Annotated in this window: 23 protein-coding genes; 11 read left to right on the forward strand and 12 right to left on the reverse strand. The window is 62.6% G+C overall.

Going from position 1 to position 20,441, the window contains the following annotated elements; translation table 11 throughout:
• The first annotated feature begins 51 nt into the window (after nucleotides 1–51).
• Nucleotides 52–933: a site-specific DNA-methyltransferase gene (locus tag CQ017_RS06110; protein WP_105553334.1), complete on the forward strand. Its 882-nt coding sequence runs from the start codon at nucleotides 52–54 to the stop codon at nucleotides 931–933.
• Here the strand turns inward: CQ017_RS06110 and CQ017_RS06115 are convergent.
• Entirely contained in the window at nucleotides 918–1,763 is an 846-nt protein-coding gene (locus CQ017_RS06115; protein WP_096284570.1) for a PHP domain-containing protein, read from the reverse strand. The genes CQ017_RS06110 and CQ017_RS06115 overlap by 16 nt on opposite strands.
• A 66-nt stretch (nucleotides 1,764–1,829) precedes the next feature.
• On the opposite strand from CQ017_RS06115, the gene CQ017_RS06120 reads away from it, so the two are divergent.
• Complete coding sequence (locus tag CQ017_RS06120; RefSeq protein ID WP_105553013.1) at nucleotides 1,830–3,377, forward strand: aminopeptidase P family protein; 1,548 nt, start codon at nucleotides 1,830–1,832, stop codon at nucleotides 3,375–3,377.
• Between the two features lie 174 nt (nucleotides 3,378–3,551).
• On the opposite strand, the gene CQ017_RS06125 is transcribed toward CQ017_RS06120, so the two are convergent.
• A complete protein-coding gene (locus tag CQ017_RS06125; protein WP_181150505.1) occupies nucleotides 3,552–4,400 on the reverse strand; it encodes a general stress protein in 849 nt (282 codons plus the stop codon).
• 132 nt (nucleotides 4,401–4,532) lie between these two features.
• Here CQ017_RS06125 and CQ017_RS06130 point away from each other — a divergent pair, with 132 nt between their 5' ends.
• From CQ017_RS06130 to CQ017_RS06140, 3 genes are read left to right on the forward strand one after another with little or no spacing between them, the layout of a single operon-like run.
• Complete coding sequence (locus tag CQ017_RS06130) at nucleotides 4,533–5,783, forward strand: magnesium transporter MgtE N-terminal domain-containing protein (RefSeq protein ID WP_105553014.1); 1,251 nt, start codon at nucleotides 4,533–4,535, stop codon at nucleotides 5,781–5,783.
• 47 nt (nucleotides 5,784–5,830) lie between these two features.
• The gene (locus tag CQ017_RS06135; RefSeq protein ID WP_096284564.1) at nucleotides 5,831–6,439 is read left to right on the forward strand and encodes a DUF1003 domain-containing protein; all 609 of its coding nucleotides are present in this window, start codon (nucleotides 5,831–5,833) and stop codon (nucleotides 6,437–6,439) included.
• Nucleotides 6,436–7,539, forward strand: coding sequence for an Mrp/NBP35 family ATP-binding protein (locus tag CQ017_RS06140; RefSeq protein WP_258133520.1), 1,104 nt, complete (start codon nucleotides 6,436–6,438; stop codon nucleotides 7,537–7,539). Before CQ017_RS06135 ends, CQ017_RS06140 begins: the two co-directional genes overlap by 4 nt.
• A 5-nt stretch (nucleotides 7,540–7,544) precedes the next feature.
• On the opposite strand, the gene CQ017_RS06145 is transcribed toward CQ017_RS06140, so the two are convergent.
• Nucleotides 7,545–7,937, reverse strand: coding sequence for a sec-independent translocase (locus tag CQ017_RS06145; RefSeq protein ID WP_105553015.1), 393 nt, complete (start codon nucleotides 7,935–7,937; stop codon nucleotides 7,545–7,547).
• Nucleotides 7,938–8,004: 67 nt separating this feature from the next.
• The gene (gene sigE, locus CQ017_RS06150; RefSeq protein WP_255248371.1) at nucleotides 8,005–8,628 is read right to left on the reverse strand and encodes an RNA polymerase sigma factor SigE; all 624 of its coding nucleotides are present in this window, start codon (nucleotides 8,626–8,628) and stop codon (nucleotides 8,005–8,007) included.
• Nucleotides 8,629–8,769: 141 nt separating this feature from the next.
• Here sigE and CQ017_RS06155 point away from each other — a divergent pair, with 141 nt between their 5' ends.
• Nucleotides 8,770–9,429, forward strand: coding sequence for an O-methyltransferase (locus CQ017_RS06155; protein ID WP_105553016.1), 660 nt, complete (start codon nucleotides 8,770–8,772; stop codon nucleotides 9,427–9,429).
• A gap of 65 nt (nucleotides 9,430–9,494) precedes the next feature.
• Here CQ017_RS06155 and CQ017_RS06160 read toward each other — a convergent pair whose 3' ends face one another.
• The 3 genes from CQ017_RS06160 to CQ017_RS06170 form a co-directional block, all read right to left on the reverse strand.
• Nucleotides 9,495–9,662, reverse strand: coding sequence for a DUF3117 domain-containing protein (locus tag CQ017_RS06160; protein ID WP_096284556.1), 168 nt, complete (start codon nucleotides 9,660–9,662; stop codon nucleotides 9,495–9,497).
• A gap of 125 nt (nucleotides 9,663–9,787) precedes the next feature.
• On the reverse strand, nucleotides 9,788–10,132 hold the full coding sequence (locus CQ017_RS06165) for a DivIVA domain-containing protein (RefSeq protein ID WP_096284554.1): 345 nt from the start codon (nucleotides 10,130–10,132) through the stop codon (nucleotides 9,788–9,790).
• Between the two features lie 2 nt (nucleotides 10,133–10,134).
• Nucleotides 10,135–10,917, reverse strand: a complete 783-nt coding sequence (locus tag CQ017_RS06170; RefSeq protein WP_105553017.1) for a TIGR00730 family Rossman fold protein — start codon at nucleotides 10,915–10,917, stop codon at nucleotides 10,135–10,137.
• 177 nt (nucleotides 10,918–11,094) lie between these two features.
• Between CQ017_RS06170 and CQ017_RS06175 the strand changes: the two genes are divergently transcribed.
• The 4 genes from CQ017_RS06175 (at nucleotide 11,095) to CQ017_RS06190 (ending at nucleotide 14,420) form a co-directional block, all read left to right on the forward strand.
• Nucleotides 11,095–11,826, forward strand: coding sequence for an amino acid ABC transporter ATP-binding protein (locus tag CQ017_RS06175; RefSeq protein WP_219843920.1), 732 nt, complete (start codon nucleotides 11,095–11,097; stop codon nucleotides 11,824–11,826).
• A 33-nt stretch (nucleotides 11,827–11,859) separates the two neighbouring features.
• Nucleotides 11,860–12,687: a glutamate ABC transporter substrate-binding protein gene (locus tag CQ017_RS06180; RefSeq protein ID WP_096284548.1), complete on the forward strand. Its 828-nt coding sequence runs from the start codon at nucleotides 11,860–11,862 to the stop codon at nucleotides 12,685–12,687.
• Between the two features lie 138 nt (nucleotides 12,688–12,825).
• Nucleotides 12,826–13,503: an amino acid ABC transporter permease gene (locus CQ017_RS06185; RefSeq protein ID WP_096284546.1), complete on the forward strand. Its 678-nt coding sequence runs from the start codon at nucleotides 12,826–12,828 to the stop codon at nucleotides 13,501–13,503.
• Nucleotides 13,500–14,420 (forward strand): amino acid ABC transporter permease, encoded by a 921-nt coding sequence (locus CQ017_RS06190; RefSeq protein WP_096284544.1) that lies wholly within the window; start codon nucleotides 13,500–13,502, stop codon nucleotides 14,418–14,420. Before CQ017_RS06185 ends, CQ017_RS06190 begins: the two co-directional genes overlap by 4 nt.
• Before the next feature lie 82 nt (nucleotides 14,421–14,502).
• On the opposite strand, the gene dapE is transcribed toward CQ017_RS06190, so the two are convergent.
• Complete coding sequence (dapE, locus tag CQ017_RS06195; protein WP_105553019.1) at nucleotides 14,503–15,597, reverse strand: succinyl-diaminopimelate desuccinylase; 1,095 nt, start codon at nucleotides 15,595–15,597, stop codon at nucleotides 14,503–14,505.
• A 74-nt stretch (nucleotides 15,598–15,671) separates the two neighbouring features.
• Between dapE and dapD the strand changes: the two genes are divergently transcribed.
• Complete coding sequence (gene dapD / locus CQ017_RS06200) at nucleotides 15,672–16,628, forward strand: 2,3,4,5-tetrahydropyridine-2,6-dicarboxylate N-succinyltransferase (protein ID WP_096284540.1); 957 nt, start codon at nucleotides 15,672–15,674, stop codon at nucleotides 16,626–16,628.
• Nucleotides 16,629–16,696: 68 nt separating this feature from the next.
• Here the strand turns inward: dapD and CQ017_RS06205 are convergent, their stop codons facing one another.
• The 4 genes from CQ017_RS06205 to fdxA all read right to left on the reverse strand — a co-directional run bounded on the left by CQ017_RS06205 (nucleotide 16,697) and on the right by fdxA (nucleotide 20,274).
• Complete coding sequence (locus CQ017_RS06205) at nucleotides 16,697–17,245, reverse strand: hypothetical protein (RefSeq protein WP_105553020.1); 549 nt, start codon at nucleotides 17,243–17,245, stop codon at nucleotides 16,697–16,699.
• A gap of 198 nt (nucleotides 17,246–17,443) precedes the next feature.
• Complete coding sequence (locus tag CQ017_RS06210) at nucleotides 17,444–18,724, reverse strand: citrate synthase (RefSeq protein WP_096284536.1); 1,281 nt, start codon at nucleotides 18,722–18,724, stop codon at nucleotides 17,444–17,446.
• A 98-nt stretch (nucleotides 18,725–18,822) separates the two neighbouring features.
• The gene (gene dapC / locus CQ017_RS06215) at nucleotides 18,823–19,938 is read right to left on the reverse strand and encodes a succinyldiaminopimelate transaminase (protein WP_096284534.1); all 1,116 of its coding nucleotides are present in this window, start codon (nucleotides 19,936–19,938) and stop codon (nucleotides 18,823–18,825) included.
• Nucleotides 19,939–19,950: 12 nt separating this feature from the next.
• Entirely contained in the window at nucleotides 19,951–20,274 is a 324-nt protein-coding gene (fdxA, locus tag CQ017_RS06220; protein ID WP_096284532.1) for a ferredoxin, read from the reverse strand.
• Between the last annotated feature and the right edge of the window lie 167 nt (nucleotides 20,275–20,441).

Genomic DNA, 20,441 nt, shown 5'->3' on the forward strand with positions numbered 1-20,441 from the left:
TTCCGAAAGGATTCAGTACCAACGGTGCTCGCTCAACCAGAGGATTCCACCCTGCCCGAAACCGGAGCGCCCGCACTCACCGCGGGCGCTCCGGCGCAGGAAAATACCGTGCTGCACGGTGACAATGTGAAGGCTTTGTCGGAACTGCCCGACGGGAGTTTCACGCTGATCTATGTCGACCCGCCGTTTAACACCGGCCGGAAGCAAACCCGGGCGCAACGCACCATGGTGCGGGCCGCCGAGGGCGAAGGCGATCGGGTGGGCTTCAAGGGTCTTTCCTACAACACCGAGCTGGGGGCCGCGCGCTCCTATCACGACAGCTTCGATGACTACCTCAGCTTCATCGAGCCCCGGTTGCACGAAGCCCACCGGTTGCTTGCCGAAGACGGCACGCTCTATGTGCACCTGGACTACCGCGAGGTGCACTACGTCAAGGTGCTGCTGGACCAGATTTTCGGGCGCGAGAACTTCCTGAACGAATTGATCTGGGCCTACGACTACGGTGCCCGCGCCAAAAGCCGCTGGCCGGCGAAGCACGACACCATCTTGGTATACGTGAAGGACCCGAAGAAGTACCACTTCGATTCGGCCGAGGTGGACCGCGAACCGTATATGGCTCCCGGTCTGGTGACCCCCGAAAAGCGCGCCCTGGGCAAACTGCCCACCGATGTCTGGTGGCATACCATCGTCTCTCCGACCGGCAAGGAGAAGACCGGCTACCCGACGCAGAAGCCCGAAGGTATCCTGCGTCGGATCATCGCCGCCTCATCGCGCGAAGGCGACTGGGTGCTGGATTTCTTCGCCGGCTCCGGGACCACCGGTGCGGTAGCCGCGAAGTTGAATCGGCGCTTCGTGCTGATCGACCAGAACGCCGAGGCCATCGAGGTGATGCGTTCCCGCTTGCCGGAAACCACCACCTACAAAGAGGCCTGAGCTCCGGTTCCCGCCGCAATAATTCGATCCAGCATGTCCGGCTCGGTGAGATTCTCACCGAGCCGGTTCAGTTTTCCGGCCCCATGGTAATCGGAAGAACCGGTCACGATCAGGTCGTATTGCTTGGCCAGCCGGGCCAGGAAGCGCTTGCCTTCCGCGCTGTTGTCCCGGTGGTGGATCTCCACCCCGGCCAGTCCCACATCGATCATCTCGTGGAAGGTCGCTTCGGGCACGACCCGTCCGCGCAAGGCGGCCGCAGGGTGCGCGAAGACCGGCACTCCCCCGGCTTCCAGGACCAGGCGCACCGCGTCGCGCGGGTCGATGGCCGGGTGCCCCACGTAGTATCGCGAGCGCGCCGAGAGGATGTTGGCGAAGGCCTCATTGCGGCTTTCCACCACCCCCGCGGTAATCAACGCGTCGGCAATATGCGGGCGTCCCACCGTGGCGCCCGGCTGGCAATGCTCGGAGACCAAATCCCAGCTGATCGGAAAATCTTCGGCGAGCCGATCCACGATGCGCTGGGCGCGGATGACCCGGGAATTGCGCGAAAGATCCAATTCATCGAGCAACGGCTGATAGCCGGGGTCCTGCAGATAGCACAGCAGGTGCACGCTGATTCCCTGATGGTCCTGGCAGGTGATTTCCATTCCGGGGACAAAACCCACACCAAGTTTCGCCGCGGCCTGCCGCGCCTGGCCCCACCCGGCGGTCTGATCGTGATCGGTCAGCGCCACCACATCCAATCCGGCGTGCTGCGCGGCCGCGATCAGTTCGGCAGGCGGTTGCGTCCCATCCGAAACATTTGAATGGGTGTGCAGGTCAATTCGCATATCCCTAGATTAGCTGGCCTACTGCTACTTTGCCCGGATACCCGAATCGGTGACACACTAAGTAGTATGACCAATCAAGTTTCTTCGCCTTCGGGCAACGACCAGCCGCTCGAAGATCGCGTCAACAACCGCTCCCAGCGTCCCACCTCGGAAGCATTCAAGAAGTTCATGGCTTCCTCTTGGGCGCCGGACACCTCCCAGCTTCCCGCAGCAGATCCTGCCGCAAGCTTTGCAGCCACCCGCCGTGCGGCCCTCTCCGCGCACTACCCGGGCGAACGCCTGGTCATTCCGGCCGGCCCGGCAAAGGTCCGCTCGAATGATACGGACTACCGTTTCCGCCCGCATTCGGCCTTCGCGCACCTGACCGGTCTGGGCGTCGACCACGAACCCGATGCGGTCCTGGTGCTGGAGCCAACCGACGACGGGGCCGGGGACCAGGGCGGCAACCACGCGGCCACCTTGTACTTCGCGCCGATGGCGGGCCGTGACAGCTCGGACTTCTACCTCGACTCGCGCGCCGGAGAATTCTGGGTGGGCCCGCGTCCCACGCTGAGCACCATGTCCGCCCGCACCGGCATCTCCACGCAGTCGCTGGATCTGCTGGAAAATGCGCTGACCAAGAACTCGGGACCGCAGGCCCTGGGCGGGATCCGCATCCGCCTGATGCGCGAGATCGACCTGAACGTCGAGGCGCTGGTCGATACCTCGCGGATCAACACCGGACAGGATCTGGAGGCCAGCGATGCGCTGGATAACGAGCTCGCCGAGTTCGTCTCCGAGCTGCGCCTGGTCAAGGACGAGTACGAACTAGCCGAACTGCAGAAGTCCGTGGATGCCACCATCGCAGGCTTCGAAGACGTCGTGCGCAACCTGGATGCCGCCATCGCCCACCAGCGCGGGGAACGCATCGTGGAGGGCACCTTCTTCGCCCGCGCCCGCCTCGAGGGCAACGAACTGGGTTATGACACCATCGCCGCCTCGGGCAACAACGCCACGATCCTGCACTGGATCCGCAACACCGGCGAGGTCAACGAGGGCGAGGTGCTGCTGTTGGACGCCGGAGTGGAAGCCGAGTCGCTCTACACCGCGGACATCACCCGCTCCCTGCCGGTCTCCGGGAAGTACACCGAGCTGCAGCGCAAGGTCTACCAGGCCGTGCTCGACGCCGCCGATGCAACCTACGCCGCGGTCCGCCCGGGGCTGAAGTTCCGCGACCTGCACCTCATCGCCACCACCGTGCTCGCCGAACGCCTGCAGGATTGGGGGCTGCTCCCGGTTTCCCTGGAGGAGGCGCTGTCCCCCGAAGGCCAGCACCACCGCCGCTGGATGCCGCATGGCACCAGCCACCATCTGGGCCTGGATGTGCATGATTGCGCCCAGGCCCGTGCGGATCTCTACCTGGACGCGGAACTCGTCGAGGGCATGGTGTTCACCATCGAACCGGGCCTGTACTTCAAGAATGAGGACCTGGCCATCCCGGAAGAGTACCGCGGGCTGGGCGTGCGCATCGAGGACGACATCCTGGTCACCGCCGATGGTGCGGTGAACCTCTCCGCGGCCCTGCCGCGCAAGCCCGACGAGGTCGAGGCGTGGATGGCAAAGCTGCGCGGCTAGTCCGCCAGCGGTCATTGCACAGTTGCCAGGGGCAGCCGGTTTCCACCTCGGAAGCCCGGCTGCCCCTGGTTTTTTGCGTCGCTGGCTGCCTGGCGGGGACCAGCGGGCAAGCAAAAACCCGCCACGCTGCTCCGCTCGGTGCGGAAGACTTCGTGGCGGGTTTGCTGCGCTTGGTTACTGCTGCTTGGTCTCTTTGTCGGATTCCTTGGCTTCGGCCTGTGGCTGGCCGGCCGTCTCCGGGGCGGCTTCGCCGGAGGGCGGCTGCACCGCATCCTGCTTCACCGTCGGCTCGGCCTGCGCCACATCCTGCGCCTCGGGCTGCGCCGGCGCCGCGGGCTTTGGCTCGTCCACGCGCACACCGTAGCGCGGGCGGCCATCTGGCAGGTCGCCGAATTGGCTGGTCGGTGCGGGCGCTGCTTCCGTTGCCGGAGCTGCCGGAGCCTGCGTCGCAGCGGGGGCTGCCGGCGGCTGCGCCACCGGGGCGGCGGGCGGCTGTACCGGCTGCGCTGCCGGCACGGTGCCCGGTGCCGGCTGCGGGCGCATCGGCAGCTGGGCGGCCAGCTGCCGGGCGGTCTGCGAATGCTCGAAGTCCACGACCACGTCGAAGCTGGTCGCCACGAACTTGCTCGAGGAGGCGAAGTCGCGCTTGCCCCGGCGCATCGAGTAGGAAACGACTCCGGCGATCATCCAGATCGCCATGCCCAGGCCGATGGCCGAGAGGATCTGGTACAGGCCGGTTCCGCTGCCGCCGAAGAGCGAGAGCAGCAGGCCCACGAAGAGGCCCATCATGCCGCCCTGCGCCGCGCCGGACAGCGCCACCTTCGGGTAGGAAAGCTTCGCGGTCACCCGTTCCACGGTGCGTACGTCGTTGCCCACGATGCTCACGGCGGAGACCGGGAAGTTGTTATCTGCAAGATAGTCGACCAGTTTCTGGGCATCCAGATAGCTGGTGTAGCGCCCAAGCAGTTCGCCACGGGGCAAACCGTTGGGGCTGATTGAATTTACTCCATGCGGCGAGGTCATACCTATATTGTGCACGCTAATACTGTGAGTGCGCCCAGTTGTACACCCACTATCGCTGAGGGTGAAAGAATCCTGTGCCGCTTCGTGGCCCAGCACACCGCCAACGGCCCCTTTGCACGCTAGGCTAGAACGGTGAGCGCACACGTTTCTAAAATCTTTGTCGCCCGGCTCCTCGGGCTGGACGTCTTCGACCCCTTGGGCGATCGCCTGGGCCGGCTACGCGACGTCGTCGTCGTTTCGCGCGGCCCGCAGCGGGCCCCGGCCTGTGTCGGCGTGGTCGTCGAAGTTCCGGGTAAACGCCGCGTCTTCGTGCCGATGACCCGGATCCAGTCGATGGAATCCACCCAGGTCATCTGCTCCGGACTGGTCAACATGCGCCGCTTCCAGCAGCGCGGGCAGGAAATGCTCGTCGTCGCCGAAATGTTCGACCGCACGGTCACCTTCCTCGATGCCTCCGGGCGCGGTTTGATCGAGGACGTGGGCCTGACCCAGACCCGGCGCGGGGACTGGGAGATCAACGAGTACTTCGTCCAGCGCCTGGAGACGACCAGCACGCTGCTGGGCCTGCGCACCCGCCGCCGCAACAAGGTGCTGGTCTCCTGGGCGGAGATCCGCCAGGGGGCGCAGAGCGAACCGCAGTCCGCGGATAATTTCGTGGCCACCCACGATGAGATGAAGGCCGCCGACTTCGCCGACGCGCTGCATGAGATGACCGGCAAACGCCGGCTGGAAGTCGCCGCGCATCTGCAAGATGACCGGCTGGCCGACGTCTTGCAGGAGCTGCCGGACCGCGAACAGGTCGAAATCCTCTCCGCGCTCAGCCTGGAGCGCGCCGCGGATGTGCTCGAGGAGATGGACCCGGACGACGCGGCCGACCTGCTCGCCGAGGTGGAAGAGGAGACCAAGCACCAGCTGCTGGAGCTGATGAACGAGGAGGAGGCCGAGGACGTGCGCCGCCTGCTGGCCTATCCCGAAGGCACCGCCGGTTCGGTGATGACCCCGGTGCCGGTGATCCTCACCCCGGAATCCACGGTGGCCGAGGCGCTGGCTTCGGTCCGCTTCGAAGAGATCAGCCCGGCGCTGGCCTCCACGGTCTATGTGGTGCGTCCGCCGCTGGAGACCCCCACCGGCCGCTACCTGGGCCAAGTTCACATCCAGGCGCTGTTGCGCGCCGCTCCCCCGGAGCCCTTGGGCGATATTCTTGACAAGGAACTTGAACCGATGTCGGACCTGTCGAGCATCACCGACGTGGTCCGCCATCTGGCCACCTATAACCTCACCTCGGTGGGCGTGGTCAACAACGAGGGGCGGCTCGTCGGCGCCATCACCGTCGACGACGTCCTGGACCACATTCTTCCCGATGACTGGCGCTCGGCGGATTAGGCCGGCAAGCTTCAGCATTCTCGATCAGCAGCAAAGGAGTTCACCGGATGGCCGAACAGCGCAAGAGCAACGGGCTGGATACTCCCCTTTCGGCACGCAGCCGGTTCTGGCCGAAGTTCTCCCCCGATCCGGACCTCTTCGGTTCGGCGACGGAGAAATTCGCCCGCTTCATGGGCACCCCGCAGTTCCTGTTCTACATGACGATCTTCTGCGCCTTCTGGCTCGTCTGGAATACCGTCGCCCCGGCCGCCTGGCGCTTCGATGACGCGGCCATCGGCTTCACCGCGCTGACCCTGATGCTCTCCTTGCAGGCCTCCTACGCGGCCCCGCTGCTGCTGCTCGCGCAGAACCGCCAGGATGACCGCGACCGCGTCTCGCTCACCGAGGACCGCAACCGCGCCGAGCGCAACCTCTACGACACCGAATACCTCACCCGGGAGCTCGCCTCCCTGCGCCTGGCCATGCGCGATGTCGCCACCCGCGACTATGTGCGTTCCGAACTGCGCAATGTGCTCGAGGAACTGCTCGAAACCACCGACGGCGAAGACCTGCATCTGCGCGCCAAGCGCAAGAACAAGCACAGCAATCCGTCCACCGGATTAATCGACACGGTTGACTCCAACCGCTCCCAGCATCGGAAGGCAAACCCAAAGTGACCCAATCCGCGGCCCTGCACCGCGCCCTTGAATCCGTCATCGACCCGGAGCTGCGCCGCCCCATCACCGAACTGGGCATGGTGGCTTCCGCCGAACTGGTCGAGGGCACCGCGCAGGTGCGCATCCTGCTGACCATCGCCGGCTGCCCGATGCGTTCGACCATCGAGGCCGACGTGGCCAAGGCGGTGGGCGCGCTGCCCGAGGTGGCGGCGGTGAACGTCGTGCTGGATGTGATGGACCCGGTCCAGCGCGCCGAGCTGCGCGCGAAGCTGCAAGCCAAGCGCACGGTATTCTCCGACCCGGATTCGCTGACCCGGGTGATCGCGGTGGCCAGCGGCAAGGGCGGGGTGGGCAAGTCCTCGATCACCGCGAATCTGGCGGCCGCCATGGCCGCGGACGGGCTGAAGGTCGGACTGATCGATGCCGACGTGCACGGCTTCTCCATCCCGGCGCTGATGGGCATCACCGGGAAACCGACCCGCGTGGACGAGATGATCCTGCCCCCGGTGGCCCACGGGGTGAAGGTCATTTCCATCGGCATGTTCCTGGACTCGAACCAGCCGGTGATCTGGCGCGGGCCGATGCTGCACCGCGCGCTGGAACAGTTCTTGACCGACGTGTACTTCGGGGACCTGGACGTGCTGCTGCTGGACCTGCCCCCGGGCACCGGGGATATGGCGATCTCGGTTTCGCAGCTGCTGCCCAATAGCGAACTGCTGGTGATCACCACCCCGCAGGCCACGGCGACAGCGGTGGCCGAACGCGCCGGAACCATTGCCTTGCAAACCAAGCAGCAGGTCATCGGCGTGGTGGAGAATATGAGCTACCTGAGCCTGCCCGACGGCGGCAAGATGGAGATCTTCGGAACCGGCGGCGGGCTGCGGCTGAGCGAATCGCTCAGCGAACAGCTCGGATATCCGGTGGAGCTGCTCGCCCAGCTGCCGCTGGAAGAGGCGGTGCGGGTGGGCTCGGATCGAGGGGTCCCGGTGGTGCTGGGCGCCCCGGAGTCGCCGGTGGCAGGTTCCCTGCGCCAGCTGGCGCAGAAATTAGGGCAGCGGCCGCGCGGGCTTGCCGGGCGATCGCTGCCAATGTCCTTCTAGAGGTTCTAGGTGGCTTCCGTGTCAAAGGGGGCCAGCTCGTCGGCCGCCAGCGGTTTCTGCTTGGCGGTCTCAACGGCCGTTCGCACCGGGGCCTGCGCGGGGTGCGGCGGGGCCTTGGCCGCGTTCACCGCCTCGTCGAATTCATCGACGAGCGCTTCCTTGATGATCCGCCGCGGATCGTACTGCCGCGGGTCCAGCTTGCGCCAGTCCATGTCTGCGACCTCGTCGCCGACCTCTTCACGCAGCTGCTCCTTGGCGCCATTGGCCATGCGGCGTAGTTCCTTGACCAGGTTAGCCAGTTTTTTGGCGTACTCCGGAAGCTTCTCGGGACCCAAGATCACCACTGCGAGGATGGCGAGAATAATGAATTCTCCGCCATTGATTCCAATTAACTCCACGTATGAAAGATTACCTTGTCGGCTTCGAATGGTCGAAGTCACCGCGCCACGGCGGATGACTTATGCGTCAGCCCTGCTTGGCGGTGCGCAGCCCCAACGGGATGCGCGGCAGGCTCACGGTCAACGGGGCGCGGTTGGCCGGGTTGCGGTGCGCCAACGCGTCGCGCAGCATGGCGCGCCCACGGTGGATGCGCGACCGCACGGTGCCCAGCTTCACATTCAGGATCTGCGAGACTTCCTCATAGGAGAAACCCTCCATATCGCACAAGACGATCGCCGCCCTGAAGTCGGGGGCGAGCGCCTTGAGCGCCTTGGCCACATCGACGTCCAGATTGTTGAATTCGAAGTCCCGCTCGGGGGTGACCGCGTTGCTCGGGAAGCGGTCCTCGGCGCCCTCGGCAAAACGGTCAAAACGGATTTTGGACTTGCGCCGCGCCTGGTCGAGGAACAGGTTGGTGGTGATGCGGTGCAGCCATCCGCCCATGGTGCCGGGCGTGTACTTCTCCAACGCGTTGAACGCCCGCACGAAGGCTTCCTGCGACAGGTCCTCGGCATCCTGGCGGTTACCGGTCAGACGGTACGCCAAACGGAAGACCCGTTCGCCATGGTCGTGCACCATGGAGTCCCATGAGGGGGTCTCGGTTTCGGGGCCGTCCACGGGGGCAATTAGCTGGCTACTTGCAGTGTTCACTCTTCAATTGTGACCCGGAAAGCTGAGCTGAAGCTAAGAATCGCCTGCGCACCTGCCAGCAGTTCGTCCAAGATCGGCCCAACTCGGTAGGTACGATGGTCTCCGGACCACCCGACAGACAACCCCAAGGACCTCACACTCATGCCTTCGATGAATCCAGAACTCCTCGCCAGCTGGGGCTTCAGCCAAAACCAGCTGCCCGAGCGCGATCATGTGCTTGCCGCACGCGAGCGGGCCGCGGATCTTGGTGTTCGATGCATCGATCCGGCCGGGCGCTCGATGCTCGCCTTGCTCTGCACCCTGCGCGCCCCGCACAGCATCGTCGAGATCGGCTCCGGAGTAGGTGTCGCCTCCATGGCGATGCTCGAAGCCATGGGCGCCACGGGGACGCTGACGGCCATCGAATCGGATCTGGAGCATGCCAACGCCATGCGCCAGGGCCTGCGCGAAGCCGGAATCCTCTCGGCGCGCGTGCGCATCATCAACGAGCGCGCCGAAAGCGTGCTCTCCCGCTTGGCCGACCACGCCTATGACCTGGTGCTCATCGATGCCAGCGCGGAACTGCTGCTGGACTACGTGGCCGAGGCCAAGCGCCTGGTGGGTCCGGGCGGAGTGATCGTGCTGAATAACGCATTCGATGAACACCGCCTCGCGCGTCCCGCGGTACGCCGCGCCTCCACCGTCGCCACCCGCGATGCGCTGCGCCTGCTGCGCGAGGACCCGAAGCTGCAGACCCACCTTTTCCCCAGCGAGCAGGGATTGTTCGTCGCCACGGTGCTGTCCGCACCTAAAGCGCGCTAGCGGGGCGTTCGGCGGGTAGAAAAACCGAGGGCCGGCATCTTGCCGGCCCTCGGTTTGCTAAAGAATTATTCGGTGACCCCAACTAGACAGTTACGCAGTTCAGTTGCTTCCGCACTGTTCAGCTCCACCACCAGACGACCTCCGCCGTCGATTGGCAGTCTCAAAATCAGGCTTCGACCCTCTTTGGTGACTTCCATCGGCCCGTCACCGGTACGTGGCTTCATCGCAGCCATATGAGCTGTTCCCTTCGTCCGTGGCTAACGCGCGCAACATTTTTTGCCTTGCGCACAACCCAATGTCTAAGTCCACCTTCTGCGATGATTCGTCGCTGATAAGGGACACTTATCTTCTATTATTGCTAATTTTGCGTCGTGTCGCTAATCACACGCCGGGACTCCATGTCACGAATTGTATTTTCCAGTCGGGTGATCTCGGCAGCCAGCACATCAAGAGTGTCGTCTACTTGATCGCAGCGGTAGCCGCGCAGCCCCAGCGAGAACTTCACGGAGTCAATATCGTTGGCGCGCGGATGCTCCGGCAACAACACCGGCGGCAACGACGCTTCATGCTCCACGAGCCCCACAATTGGCTCGCTCGTGGATTCGAAATGCCGGCCGGCCGGAACCGATTTCCGTTGGCTTGAAATCAACAACGCCACGCCGCCCACGGCCAGGATTGCCAATGCTATGAGAAAAAATGGCATGGCTAGCTCCGGCTCGATTGCTTCTTGTCCAGGTCCTCCACCATATTACGCAACACGATGTCCACGGCTTCGTCGGGATCGTCGGTGAGGTGGAAGAGATCCAGGTCCTTTGGTGAAATGGCGCGTTCCTTGGCAACCACATCCGTCAACCAGTCCACCAGCCCACCCCAATATTCGGTGCCAACCAAGACAATGGGGAATCCGGTGATCTTCTGCGTCTGCACCAAGGTCAATGCCTCGAAAAGCTCGTCCAAGGTGCCAAAACCGCCGGGCAGCACGATGAATCCTTGCGAGTACTTGACGAACATGGTTTTGCGCACGAAGAAATAGCGGAAGTTGATGCCGCGGTTCACCCAGGAATTCAGCCCGGTTTCGAAGGGCAGTTCGATCCCCAGCCCCACCGAAGAGCCTTCCGCATCGCTGGCACCCTTGTTGGCAGCCTCCATCACGCCCGGGCCGCCACCGGTGATGGTGATTACCCCGGACTGGGCTAGCCGTTGCCCGATGCGATAAGCCTGCTTGTAGTACAGGCTGTCCGGATCGGTGCGCGCCGAACCGAAAACCGACACCGCTGGTCCCAGCCCTGCCAACGAACCGAATCCAGAGACGAATTCCGATTGGATGCGCAGCACGCGCCACACATCGCTATGCGTGACGTCTTCCTGCGGACTCTCCAGCAGATAGCGGTCAAGTTGCTCGGCTGGCTCTTTGTTTGGCCAGCTCGCCTCAACGTGGACCTTGCGCCCTGCATGCGCATTTTCTTCGCTTTTACGCTTATGGACCATGACCTCACTCTATCGGTAACCACCCAGCATCCAGCGCATTGCCCGATGCACGATTACGGAACAGTTTGATAACAACTTTTTGTGACGCATTCGTAGCCTCGCATTATGTGCGTCACATGAAGTAATGTCTAGATTATGAAAAGCGATCAGCAAGCTCAAGCTTCGTCTGACGGCCCCATCGTTGAATTGACTGGGGTCAACAAGCATTATGGGGCACTCCATGTACTGAACGACATCAATCTTCAGGTCACCAAGGGTGAGGTTGTAGTCATTCTCGGACCTTCCGGTTCGGGCAAGTCGACGCTCTGCCGCGCCATTAATCGTCTGGAGACGATTGACGACGGCAAAATCAGCATCGATGGCAAGATCCTGCCCGAGGAGGGCAAGGCGCTGGCGACGCTTCGCGCCGATGTGGGAATGGTTTTCCAGTCCTTCAACCTCTTCGCGCACAAATCCATCCTGGAGAACGTGACTCTCGGCCCGATCAAGGTCAAGGGGCTGAAGAAGGCCGCGGCGGACAAGCTCGCCATGCAGCTCTTGGAGCGCGTGGGCGTCGCCAACCAGGCCGGCAAATTGCCGGCTCAGCTCTCGGGCGGCCAGCAGCAGCGCGTGGCAATTGCCCGTGCGCTGGCCATGAGGCCGAAGGTCATGCTGTTTGACGAGCCGACCAGTGCGCTGGACCCGGAAATGATCAATGAGGTGCTAGACACCATGGTCGGGTTGGCCAAGGAAGGCATGACCATGCTGGTGGTGACCCACGAGATGGGCTTCGCCCGCAAGGCCGCCGACCGAGTGATTTTCATGGCCGACGGGCAGATCGTCGAGCAGGCCACTCCGCACGAGTTCTTCACCAACCCGCAGAGCGACCGTGCCAAGGACTTCCTGGGCAAGCTCATTACCAACCACTAATTCCATCACCGCATTCTGTATTCAGGAGGAATCATGCGTAAGAATCGTTTAGGCGCTGTCGCTGCAATGGCAGCCGTGGCGGCTTTGGCCCTCACTTCATGTGGCGGCGGGAGCGGCGAAGGCGATGCCGAGAGCATCCGCATCGGCATCAAGTTCGACCAGCCGGGCCTCGGCTTCAAAGACGGCAACAACTACACCGGATTCGACGTAGATGTTGCCAAGTACGTTGCCAACGAGCTGGGCTACGCCGAGGAGAACATCGAATGGGTTTCGGCCCCTTCGGCGAACCGCGAAACCATGCTCCAGAATGACCAGGTCGACATGATCTTCGCAACCTACTCGATCACCGAGGAACGCAATAAGGTTGTCGACTTCGCCGGACCATACTTCGTTGCAGGCCAGGATCTGCTGGTGGCCACCGATTCGGATATCGCCAGCCCCGAAGACCTCAACGGCAAGAACCTGTGCTCGGTCACCGGTTCCACGTCGGCCCAGAAGGTGAAGGACAACTACGCCGAGAACACCAACCTGCAGGAGCTTCCGGGCTACGCAGAATGCGTGACCCAGATGGGCGGCGGCACCATCGACGCGGTGACCACCGATGACATCATCCTCGCCGGTTTGGCGGCCCAGCCTGCCTACCAGGGCAAGTTCAAGGTTGCCGGTGCACCGTTCTCCGAGGAAAACTACGGAGTGGGCCTTCCCGACGGAACCGACAAGTGCGGCGACATCAACGCGGCGATCACCAAGATGATCGAATCCGGCGCCTGGGAAGAAGCCTTGACGGCAAACACCGAGGGCACCGGCTACACGCCGAACTCGGAAACCAACCCACCGGAACTCTCGGATACCTGCGCTTAGCAGCATCCGTAGCAAAGGGGCCAAGCGCATTGCCCTTGGCCCCTTTGCACACCTTCATGTTTCGCGGTGCCCCGTGCAGCGGGCACCACACCCATAGCCGCTTGGCCGCAGGTGCGGCCATCGAGATAGAGGCTTGCAGTGGACAACTATCTATCGATATTCACTGAATACGACGTACCCGGAGCATTCTGGGTCAACATCCAACTAACTTTCTGGGCCGCTCTGGGCGCCCTGCTCCTAGGCACGGTACTTGCGCTCCTTCGCATTTCACCGGTCGCCAGCTTCCGTGCGATAGGCGCCAGCTATGTGAACCTCATCAGGAACACTCCGCTGACGATCATCATCCTTTTCGGAGTGCTGGCGCTTTACGGGCAATTGGGCTTCAACCTGGGTGGAGATTTCCAGGGGAACTTCTTCCGCTTGGCGGTCATGGGACTTGCCCTCTACCACGCAGCATTCGTCTGCGAGGCCATCCGCTCGGGCGTGAACACCGTGCCGCTGGGGCAGGCCGAGGCCGCTCGCGCCATAGGGCTGAGCTTCTTGCCTGCGGCCCGCGAGGTCATCTTGCCGCAGGCCTTCCGCGGCGCAATCGTCCCGTTGGGCAACACCTTGATCGCGCTGATTAAGAACTCGACCGTAGCAGCCGTCGGCTCGGTGGCAACCGAGGCCTCCTCGACCATGAAGACCATGATCGAATTCCGCGCGGACATCGTGATCCCGATCTTCCTGACCTTCGCCGTCGGCTTTGTGATCATCGTGATCCCGGTGGGTCTGCTAACAACCTGGCTCTCCAAGAAACTGGCGGTGGCACGATGAGCGCCTCGATTCTCTTTGACACCCCGGGTCCTAAGGCCCGGCGAAACATCCTAGCCATCAACGTCGTCGGCGCGCTGATTGCGGCCGGACTCCTGGCTTGGATCATCTTCGGGCTGGCCAACAAGGACCAGATGCAGCCTTCCCAATGGGATGACTTCATCGAAGGCAGCACCTGGGCCAACTATCTGCTGCCGGGTCTGCTGAACACGCTCAAGGCCGCCGTGCTGGGCATCGTCGGCTCGGTGATCTTCGGCCTGATCTTCGGCGTCGGACGGCTTTCGCAGAACAAGCTCATCAACGGGTTCAGCACCGTTGTCGTGGAATTCTTCCGCGCCGTGCCGGTGCTGCTGATGATCGTGTTCTTCAACGTGTTCTTCTCCCGTTCCCTGCAACTGCCCGGAGATACCGCGCTGTGGGCTGTGGTCGCCGCACTGGTGTTCTACAACGGTTCGGTGGTCGCCGAGCTGGTGCGCTCCGGCGTGCATAACCTGCCCAAGGGGCAACGCGAGGCAGGCATTGCGATCGGCCTGACCCGCGGGCAGTCATTGCGGTTCATTGAAATCCCCCAGGCGTTGGTGGCCATGCTGCCGGCCCTGATCGGGCAGTTCATCGTCATCTTGAAGGACTCGGCGCTGGGCTACATCATCAGCTTCAACGAGCTGCTGTTCTTCGCACGCACCTACTCGTCTCCCAACGGCAACGTCCTGCAGGCACTGATCGTTGCCGCGGCGATCTTCATCCTGATCAACTTCACCCTGGGCAAGATTGCCGAGATCGTCTCGCGCCGTCTGGGCAGCAGGGAGAAGAAGGACAAGACCGGCGGCCAGGCCCCGCAGGCTGCAGTCGTCGGAGCTCCCTCGGTATTGCCGGTGGAACCAACTCCGAACGCCGAGGACGAACCGAATCCTCGGAGCTAGTCGGATTGCTCCTCGCCAGCAGTTGCCTCTCCTTTGGGGGAGGCAACTGCTGTTTTAACCCCCGGGTCCAAGGGTCCGGCTACTATTTGGTTTCGCTCAACCAGGCACGCAGGGTGTTGCGGCAATCGCGGATGGCCTGCTGCGTGACATGCTCGTCATCGGTGTGGGCCAGCAAGGCGTCGCCCGGGCCAAAGTTCACCGCCGAGATTCCCAGCGCAGAAAAACGCGACACATCGGTCCAACCGTATTTCGGCTTGGGCTCCTGCCCGAGGATCTCGACCAGCGAGGCCGCAATGGCTTGGTCCAGGCCCGGGCGGGCGCCTTCGGCACCATCGGTGCGTTCGACCTCAAATCCCTCGAACAGCGAGCGCACGGCCGCTTCGGCCTGGGCCAGGTCCTTATCCGGGGCGAAGCGGTAGTTGACCTCCACCTCGCAATAATCCGGAATCACGTTCCCGGCGATGCCACCGGAGATCCGTACCGCGTTCATCGATTCCCGGTAGGCCAGGCCTTCGACATCGACGGTCTGCGGCTCGTAGGCTGCCAAGCGTGCCAGGATCGGAGCGGCCTTGTGGATGGCGTTCTCCCCCATCCAGGCGCGAGCCGAATGCGCCGCGGCGCCGGTGGTTCGCACCAGGAAACGGCTTGTGCCATTGCAGCCGCCCTCCACCGTGCCGTTGGTCGGTTCAAGCAGAATCGCAAAGTCGGCGGTCAGCAGCTCTGGCGCATTCCGGGCCAGACGTCCCAATCCGGATTTCGCCGCGGCGACCTCTTCGTGGTCGTAGAAGATGTAGGTGACGTCATAGCGTGGATCGGTCAGTTCGGCGGCCAGAGCCAGCTGGACCGCGACCCCGCCTTTCATATCCGTCGCCCCGCGGCCGTAGAGCACCCCGTCGACCACCGTGGCCGGCACCGTGCCGCGCGCTCCTTGGGTATGCGGCAACGGCACCGTATCCAGGTGCCCGGCCAGCACCACCCGTCGCTCGCGACCGAGCCGAGTGCGCGCCACGATGGAGTCCCCGTCCCGATGCACCTCCAGGTGCTCCAGCGCCAACAACGCTTGATGGACCGCATCTGCCAACGCCTTTTCGTTTCCGGAGACGGATTCGATATTCATGATCCGTTCGGTCAAGCTGGCGACGTCTTCTCGAAGGTCTAATTCGTTCACAATACCCATCGTTCTACACTTTTTGAGTTCATACCGCTGTCATTTATCAACATTACTCGCAGTGCAAACGCTACGATCAGAGAATGACTTTTGAACCTGCAGCAACTTCTTTTGACTCCTCAGTACGTTTGGCCTCCGGTCATGGTTTGGCCACCATCGCGACCGATGGCACCGTACTTGACGTCTGGTACCCGGCCCCCGTTCTCGGTGTGCTCGCCGAGGCTCCAGAACTTTCCGGCGAACTTTCCGCCGCCGCACTCGACGACGCCCAGCGTGGCACCACGCAGAAGGTCATTTCGCTGACCATCGACCTCGATGTGGCGCCTGCCGACACCGCCGATGTGTGGCTGCGCCTGCACCTGCTTTCGCACCGCCTGGTCACCCCGAACTCGATCAACCTCGACGGCGTGTTCGGACACCTGGCCAACGTGGTGTGGACCAACTTCGGCCCTTGCCAGGTGGCGGGATTCGAAATGACCCGACTGAAACTGCGTGCCCGCGGCAACGTCGATGTCTTCGGCGTCGACAAGTTCCCGCGCATGGTCGACTACGTGTTGCCCACCGGCGTGCGGATCGCCGATGCGGACCGTGTCCGCCTCGGCGCGCACCTGGCCGAAGGCACCACGGTGATGCACGAGGGCTTCGTGAACTTCAATGCCGGCACCCTGGGCGCTTCGATGGTCGAAGGGCGCATCTCGGCCTCCGTGGTTGTCGGCGACGGCTCCGATGTCGGCGGCGGCGCCTCGATCATGGGCACGCTCTCCGGCGGCGGCAAGGAACGCATCACCATTGGCGAGCGCGTCCTGCTGGGAGCCAATGCGGGGGTGGGCATCTCCATCGGAGATGACTGCGTGGTCGAAGCAGGGCTTTACGTTACCGCTGGCACCCGGGTGCAGCTCGGTGCGAAGTCGGTCAAGGCCCTGGAGCTCTCCGGTGTCCCGAACCTGCTCTTCCGCCGCAATTCGGTCAGCGGCGCCGTGGAGGCACTGGCCCGCGCCGGACAGCAGGTCGAGCTGAACAGCGCGCTGCACGCCAACTAGTTCTCCCAACGCAAAAGGTCGAGGGACGCACCGGCTGGTGCGTCCCTCGACCTTTATCCGTGCAGTGCTCAGGGGAAGATGATGGTCACCATGGGTTGGATGTAACCGTGAAAGGCCCGCCCGTCACGCAACAACGAGGTGCTCGCGACGATCGTCGCGCCGCCGATCAGCCAGGCCCGCGGCTCGGTGAGCGGCACGTCGATGACCTGAATCTGCATTTCTTCCACCTCTTGGGCATGTTCTACCCCGTGGTCGATGAGAATCCGTTCGACCTCGTCCATGCGCTGCGGAATATAGTCTTTGGACTGCTCGCTGAATTTCGCACGGTGCTGCTGAGCGTACAAGGTGGCCTGCCCGTAGTGCGCGCTGGCCAGCTTCGCTAGTTCTGGATAGCAGCCGGCGCCTAGGTCCGCCAGCAGATCCACGGTGCCTTCGGCATCGTTTGTTGGATTTCGGGAAATGAGCGAATCCCACCAGGAGGACCATTCCTGCTTGATTTGCCCGGCCGCCACCTGCCGATTGCCGCGTGCCTTGATGCCAGGCGCAAGTCCGGAGTTCGGTCCCACCTCGGTCGGGTCCAGCCCGCCCAACTCGCGTAGGTAAAGTGCCAACACCATGCTCGGATTTGTATTTATGGCCAAAGTCCAATTATTGCCACGACGAAAATACACGCGCACCACCTGACTTTTCCACGCATCATTGCGCCCTAGAACCCTAGGATACGCCGAAATTCCGCGTTAAAACAGGGAACGGCCGGGCAAACACTTTCGTGCTTGCCCGGCCGTTTCGCCAAGACTCAATCGTCTATCCGCGGCTTAGACGCCCGGGTAGTTGCGCTCGGTCTCACCCATGTACAACTGGCGTGGACGGCCGATCTTGGTCTCTGGGTCCTTGATCAGTTCGCGCCACTGGGCGATCCAGCCCGGCAGGCGGCCGATGGCGAAGAGCACGGTGAACATCTTCTCCGGGAAGCCCATCGCGGTGTAGATCAGGCCGGTGTAGAAGTCCACGTTCGGGTAGAGCTTGCGTGAGATGAAGTATTCATCGTTCAGCGCCGTTTCTTCCAGCTTCATCGCGATGTCAAGCAGCTGGTTATTGCCCTGCTTGGCCAGCAGATCGTGTGCGGTCTGCTTGATGATGCGTGCACGTGGATCGTAGTTCTTGTACACGCGGTGGCCGAAGCCCATCAGGCGTACGCCGTCTTCCTTGTTCTTCACCTTCTCCATGAAGGCCTCAGGAGTTATGCCCGAAGACTGGATCTCGCGCAGCATCTTGAGCACTGCCTCGTTGGCGCCACCATGTGCTGGGCCCGACAGGGCATGGATGCCTGCGGAGACCGAGGCGAACATGTTCGCATCCGAGGAGCCGACCAGGCGCACGGTGGACGTCGAGCAGTTCTGCTCGTGGTCTGCGTGCAGGATCAGCAGCAGGTCGAGGGCCTTGACCACATCTGGGTCCAGCTCGTAAGGCTCGGCGGCGGTACCGAAGCACAGGCGCAGGAAGTTCTCGACCATGTTCATCGAGTTATCCGGGTACAGCAGTGCCTGGCCGATGGACTTCTTGTGCGCATAGGCGGCAAGTACCGGCAGCTTTGCCAGCAGGCGCAGGGTCGAACGCTCGACCTGCACGTCATCGGTTGGATCCAGCGAATCCTGATACCAGGTCGACAGGGCCGAAACGGCCGAGGACAGCACCGGCATGGGGTGTGCATCGCGGGGGAAGCCGCCGAAGAAGCCCTTGAGCTCTTCGTGCAGCAGGGTGTGGCGGCGCAGGGAACCATCGAAGGTTTCCAGCTCGGTCGCCGAAGGCAGTTCGCCGTTGATCAGCAGGTAGCTGACCTCGGTGAAGCTCGAGTGCTGTGCCAGCTGCTCGATTGGGTAACCGCGGTAGCGCAGGATGCCTGCGTCGCCGTCGATGTAGGTGATCGCGGACTTAGTGGCCGCGGTATTCATGAAGCCGGGATCGTAGGTTACGTTCCCGGTGGTCTTCAATAGTGGCGCTACGTTAAAACCATCATTGCCCTCGGCAGCCGGGATAACCGGTAGCTCTAGGCTGGATTCACCAAAATGTAGCTGTGCAGATTTAGTATCTGTCATTGCATCTCCTAACCGGAAAGGCTTTAGTTCCGAAAGGTCAGTCGTCACGGTAGAACATACCGCTAACTGACCCGTTCATGCTAATTAGACTGTCATCTTCACCGGGCGGCGGATGAATTCAACCGCTCAACGGCCGTGGCGATCCGTTCGTCGGAACCGGTCAGCGCCACACGTACGTGCGACTGCCCGGCAGTTCCGTAAAAGGCACCTGGGCCGGCGACGATTCCAAGCTCCGCCAGGCGCTGCAGCGTCTGCCAGCTGGAGCGGCCCTCGGTGCACCAGAGGTAGAGTCCGGCCACCGAATCCTCGATGGTCAACCCGAAGTTTTCAAGAGCTGGGCGCAACGCTTCGCGGCGCGCCCGATACAGTTCACGCTGCGCGGCCACATGCGCGTCATCACCCAGGGCGATGACCATTGCGTGCTGAATGGGACCCGGGACGATCATGCCGGCATGTTTGCGGCTGTTGACCAACGCGGGCATCAAATTCGGGGCACCGGCAACGAATGCGGCCCGGTATCCAGCGAGGTTCGATTGCTTGGACAGCGAGTACAGCGAGAGTAAATTATCCAGGTTTCCACCGTTGACCCGCGGGTCCAGAACACTGGGCACCTGACCGTCGAACTCATCCCAGCCAAGCTCGGCGTAGCATTCGTCGGAGGCCACGACCGCACCGAGTTCGCGCGCCTCGGCGACCAATTGGCGCAGCGATTCCACGTCGCGGACCTTGCCGGTGGGGTTACCGGGAGAATTGACCCAGACCAGCTTCACGCGAGCGCGTTCCGCCTCGGTCAGTTCGCTCAAATCGTCCGCGGCGATGGCCGTGGCTCCAACCAAGCGAGCACCGATATCGTAAGTGGGGTAAGCAATCTTCGGACGCACCAAGATGTCCTCGGCACCCATGCCGAGCAAGAGCGGGAGCCAGGCCACCAGCTCTTTGGAACCAACGGTGGGCATGACATCGTCAATACCGAGCCCGGTGACGTTGCGCCGTCGGGCATACCAGTCGACGATTGCCTGACGCACCGCGGGCGTTCCGTGGGTGGTCGGGTATCCATGGGAATTTGCGGCTTCTGCCAGAGCCTGCTGGATTACCTGTGGTGTGTCATCGACAGGTGTGCCGATGGAAAGATCGACAACACCACCTGGATGTTCGGCAGCCAACTCGCGGTAGGGTGCGAGCTGGTTCCAGGGGTAATCGGGGAGCTCAAGCATATACGGGGGAACCTAGCCTTGGTTTTGCAGAGGCAGGACACTGATCAACGAGTGGTCATTTCCTGTGTTTCCAATCTTAGCGGCGCCACCGGGTGAACCAAGTTCGTCGAAAAACTCGACATTGGCCTTGTAATAGTCGGCCCACTCGTCCGGAACATCGTCCTCGTAGTAGATGGCCTCGACGGGGCACACCGGTTCACAAGCACCACAGTCGACGCACTCATCGGGATGAATGTACAGCGAGCGTTCGCCTTCGTAAATGCAATCTACCGGGCACTCTTCGACACACGCCTTGTCTTTAACGTCGACGCACGGCTGGGCGATGATGTAAGTCACGGGTGCTGAGACCTTTCTTAGCGCAATTTTAAGATTTCACTTCGGTTTCACGGATTTAACGACTGCTCGTTGAATCCGCAAGTAAGCTCTAGCTACAGTCTAGTCCTGATACCCATGCAAGGGATCTCGCACGCTCATCCTGTGACGTAATCGACCATTCACATTTC

The sequence above is a fragment of the Arthrobacter sp. MYb224 genome, from assembly GCF_002975455.1.
Taxonomy (GTDB): Bacteria; Actinomycetota; Actinomycetes; order Actinomycetales; family Micrococcaceae; genus Glutamicibacter.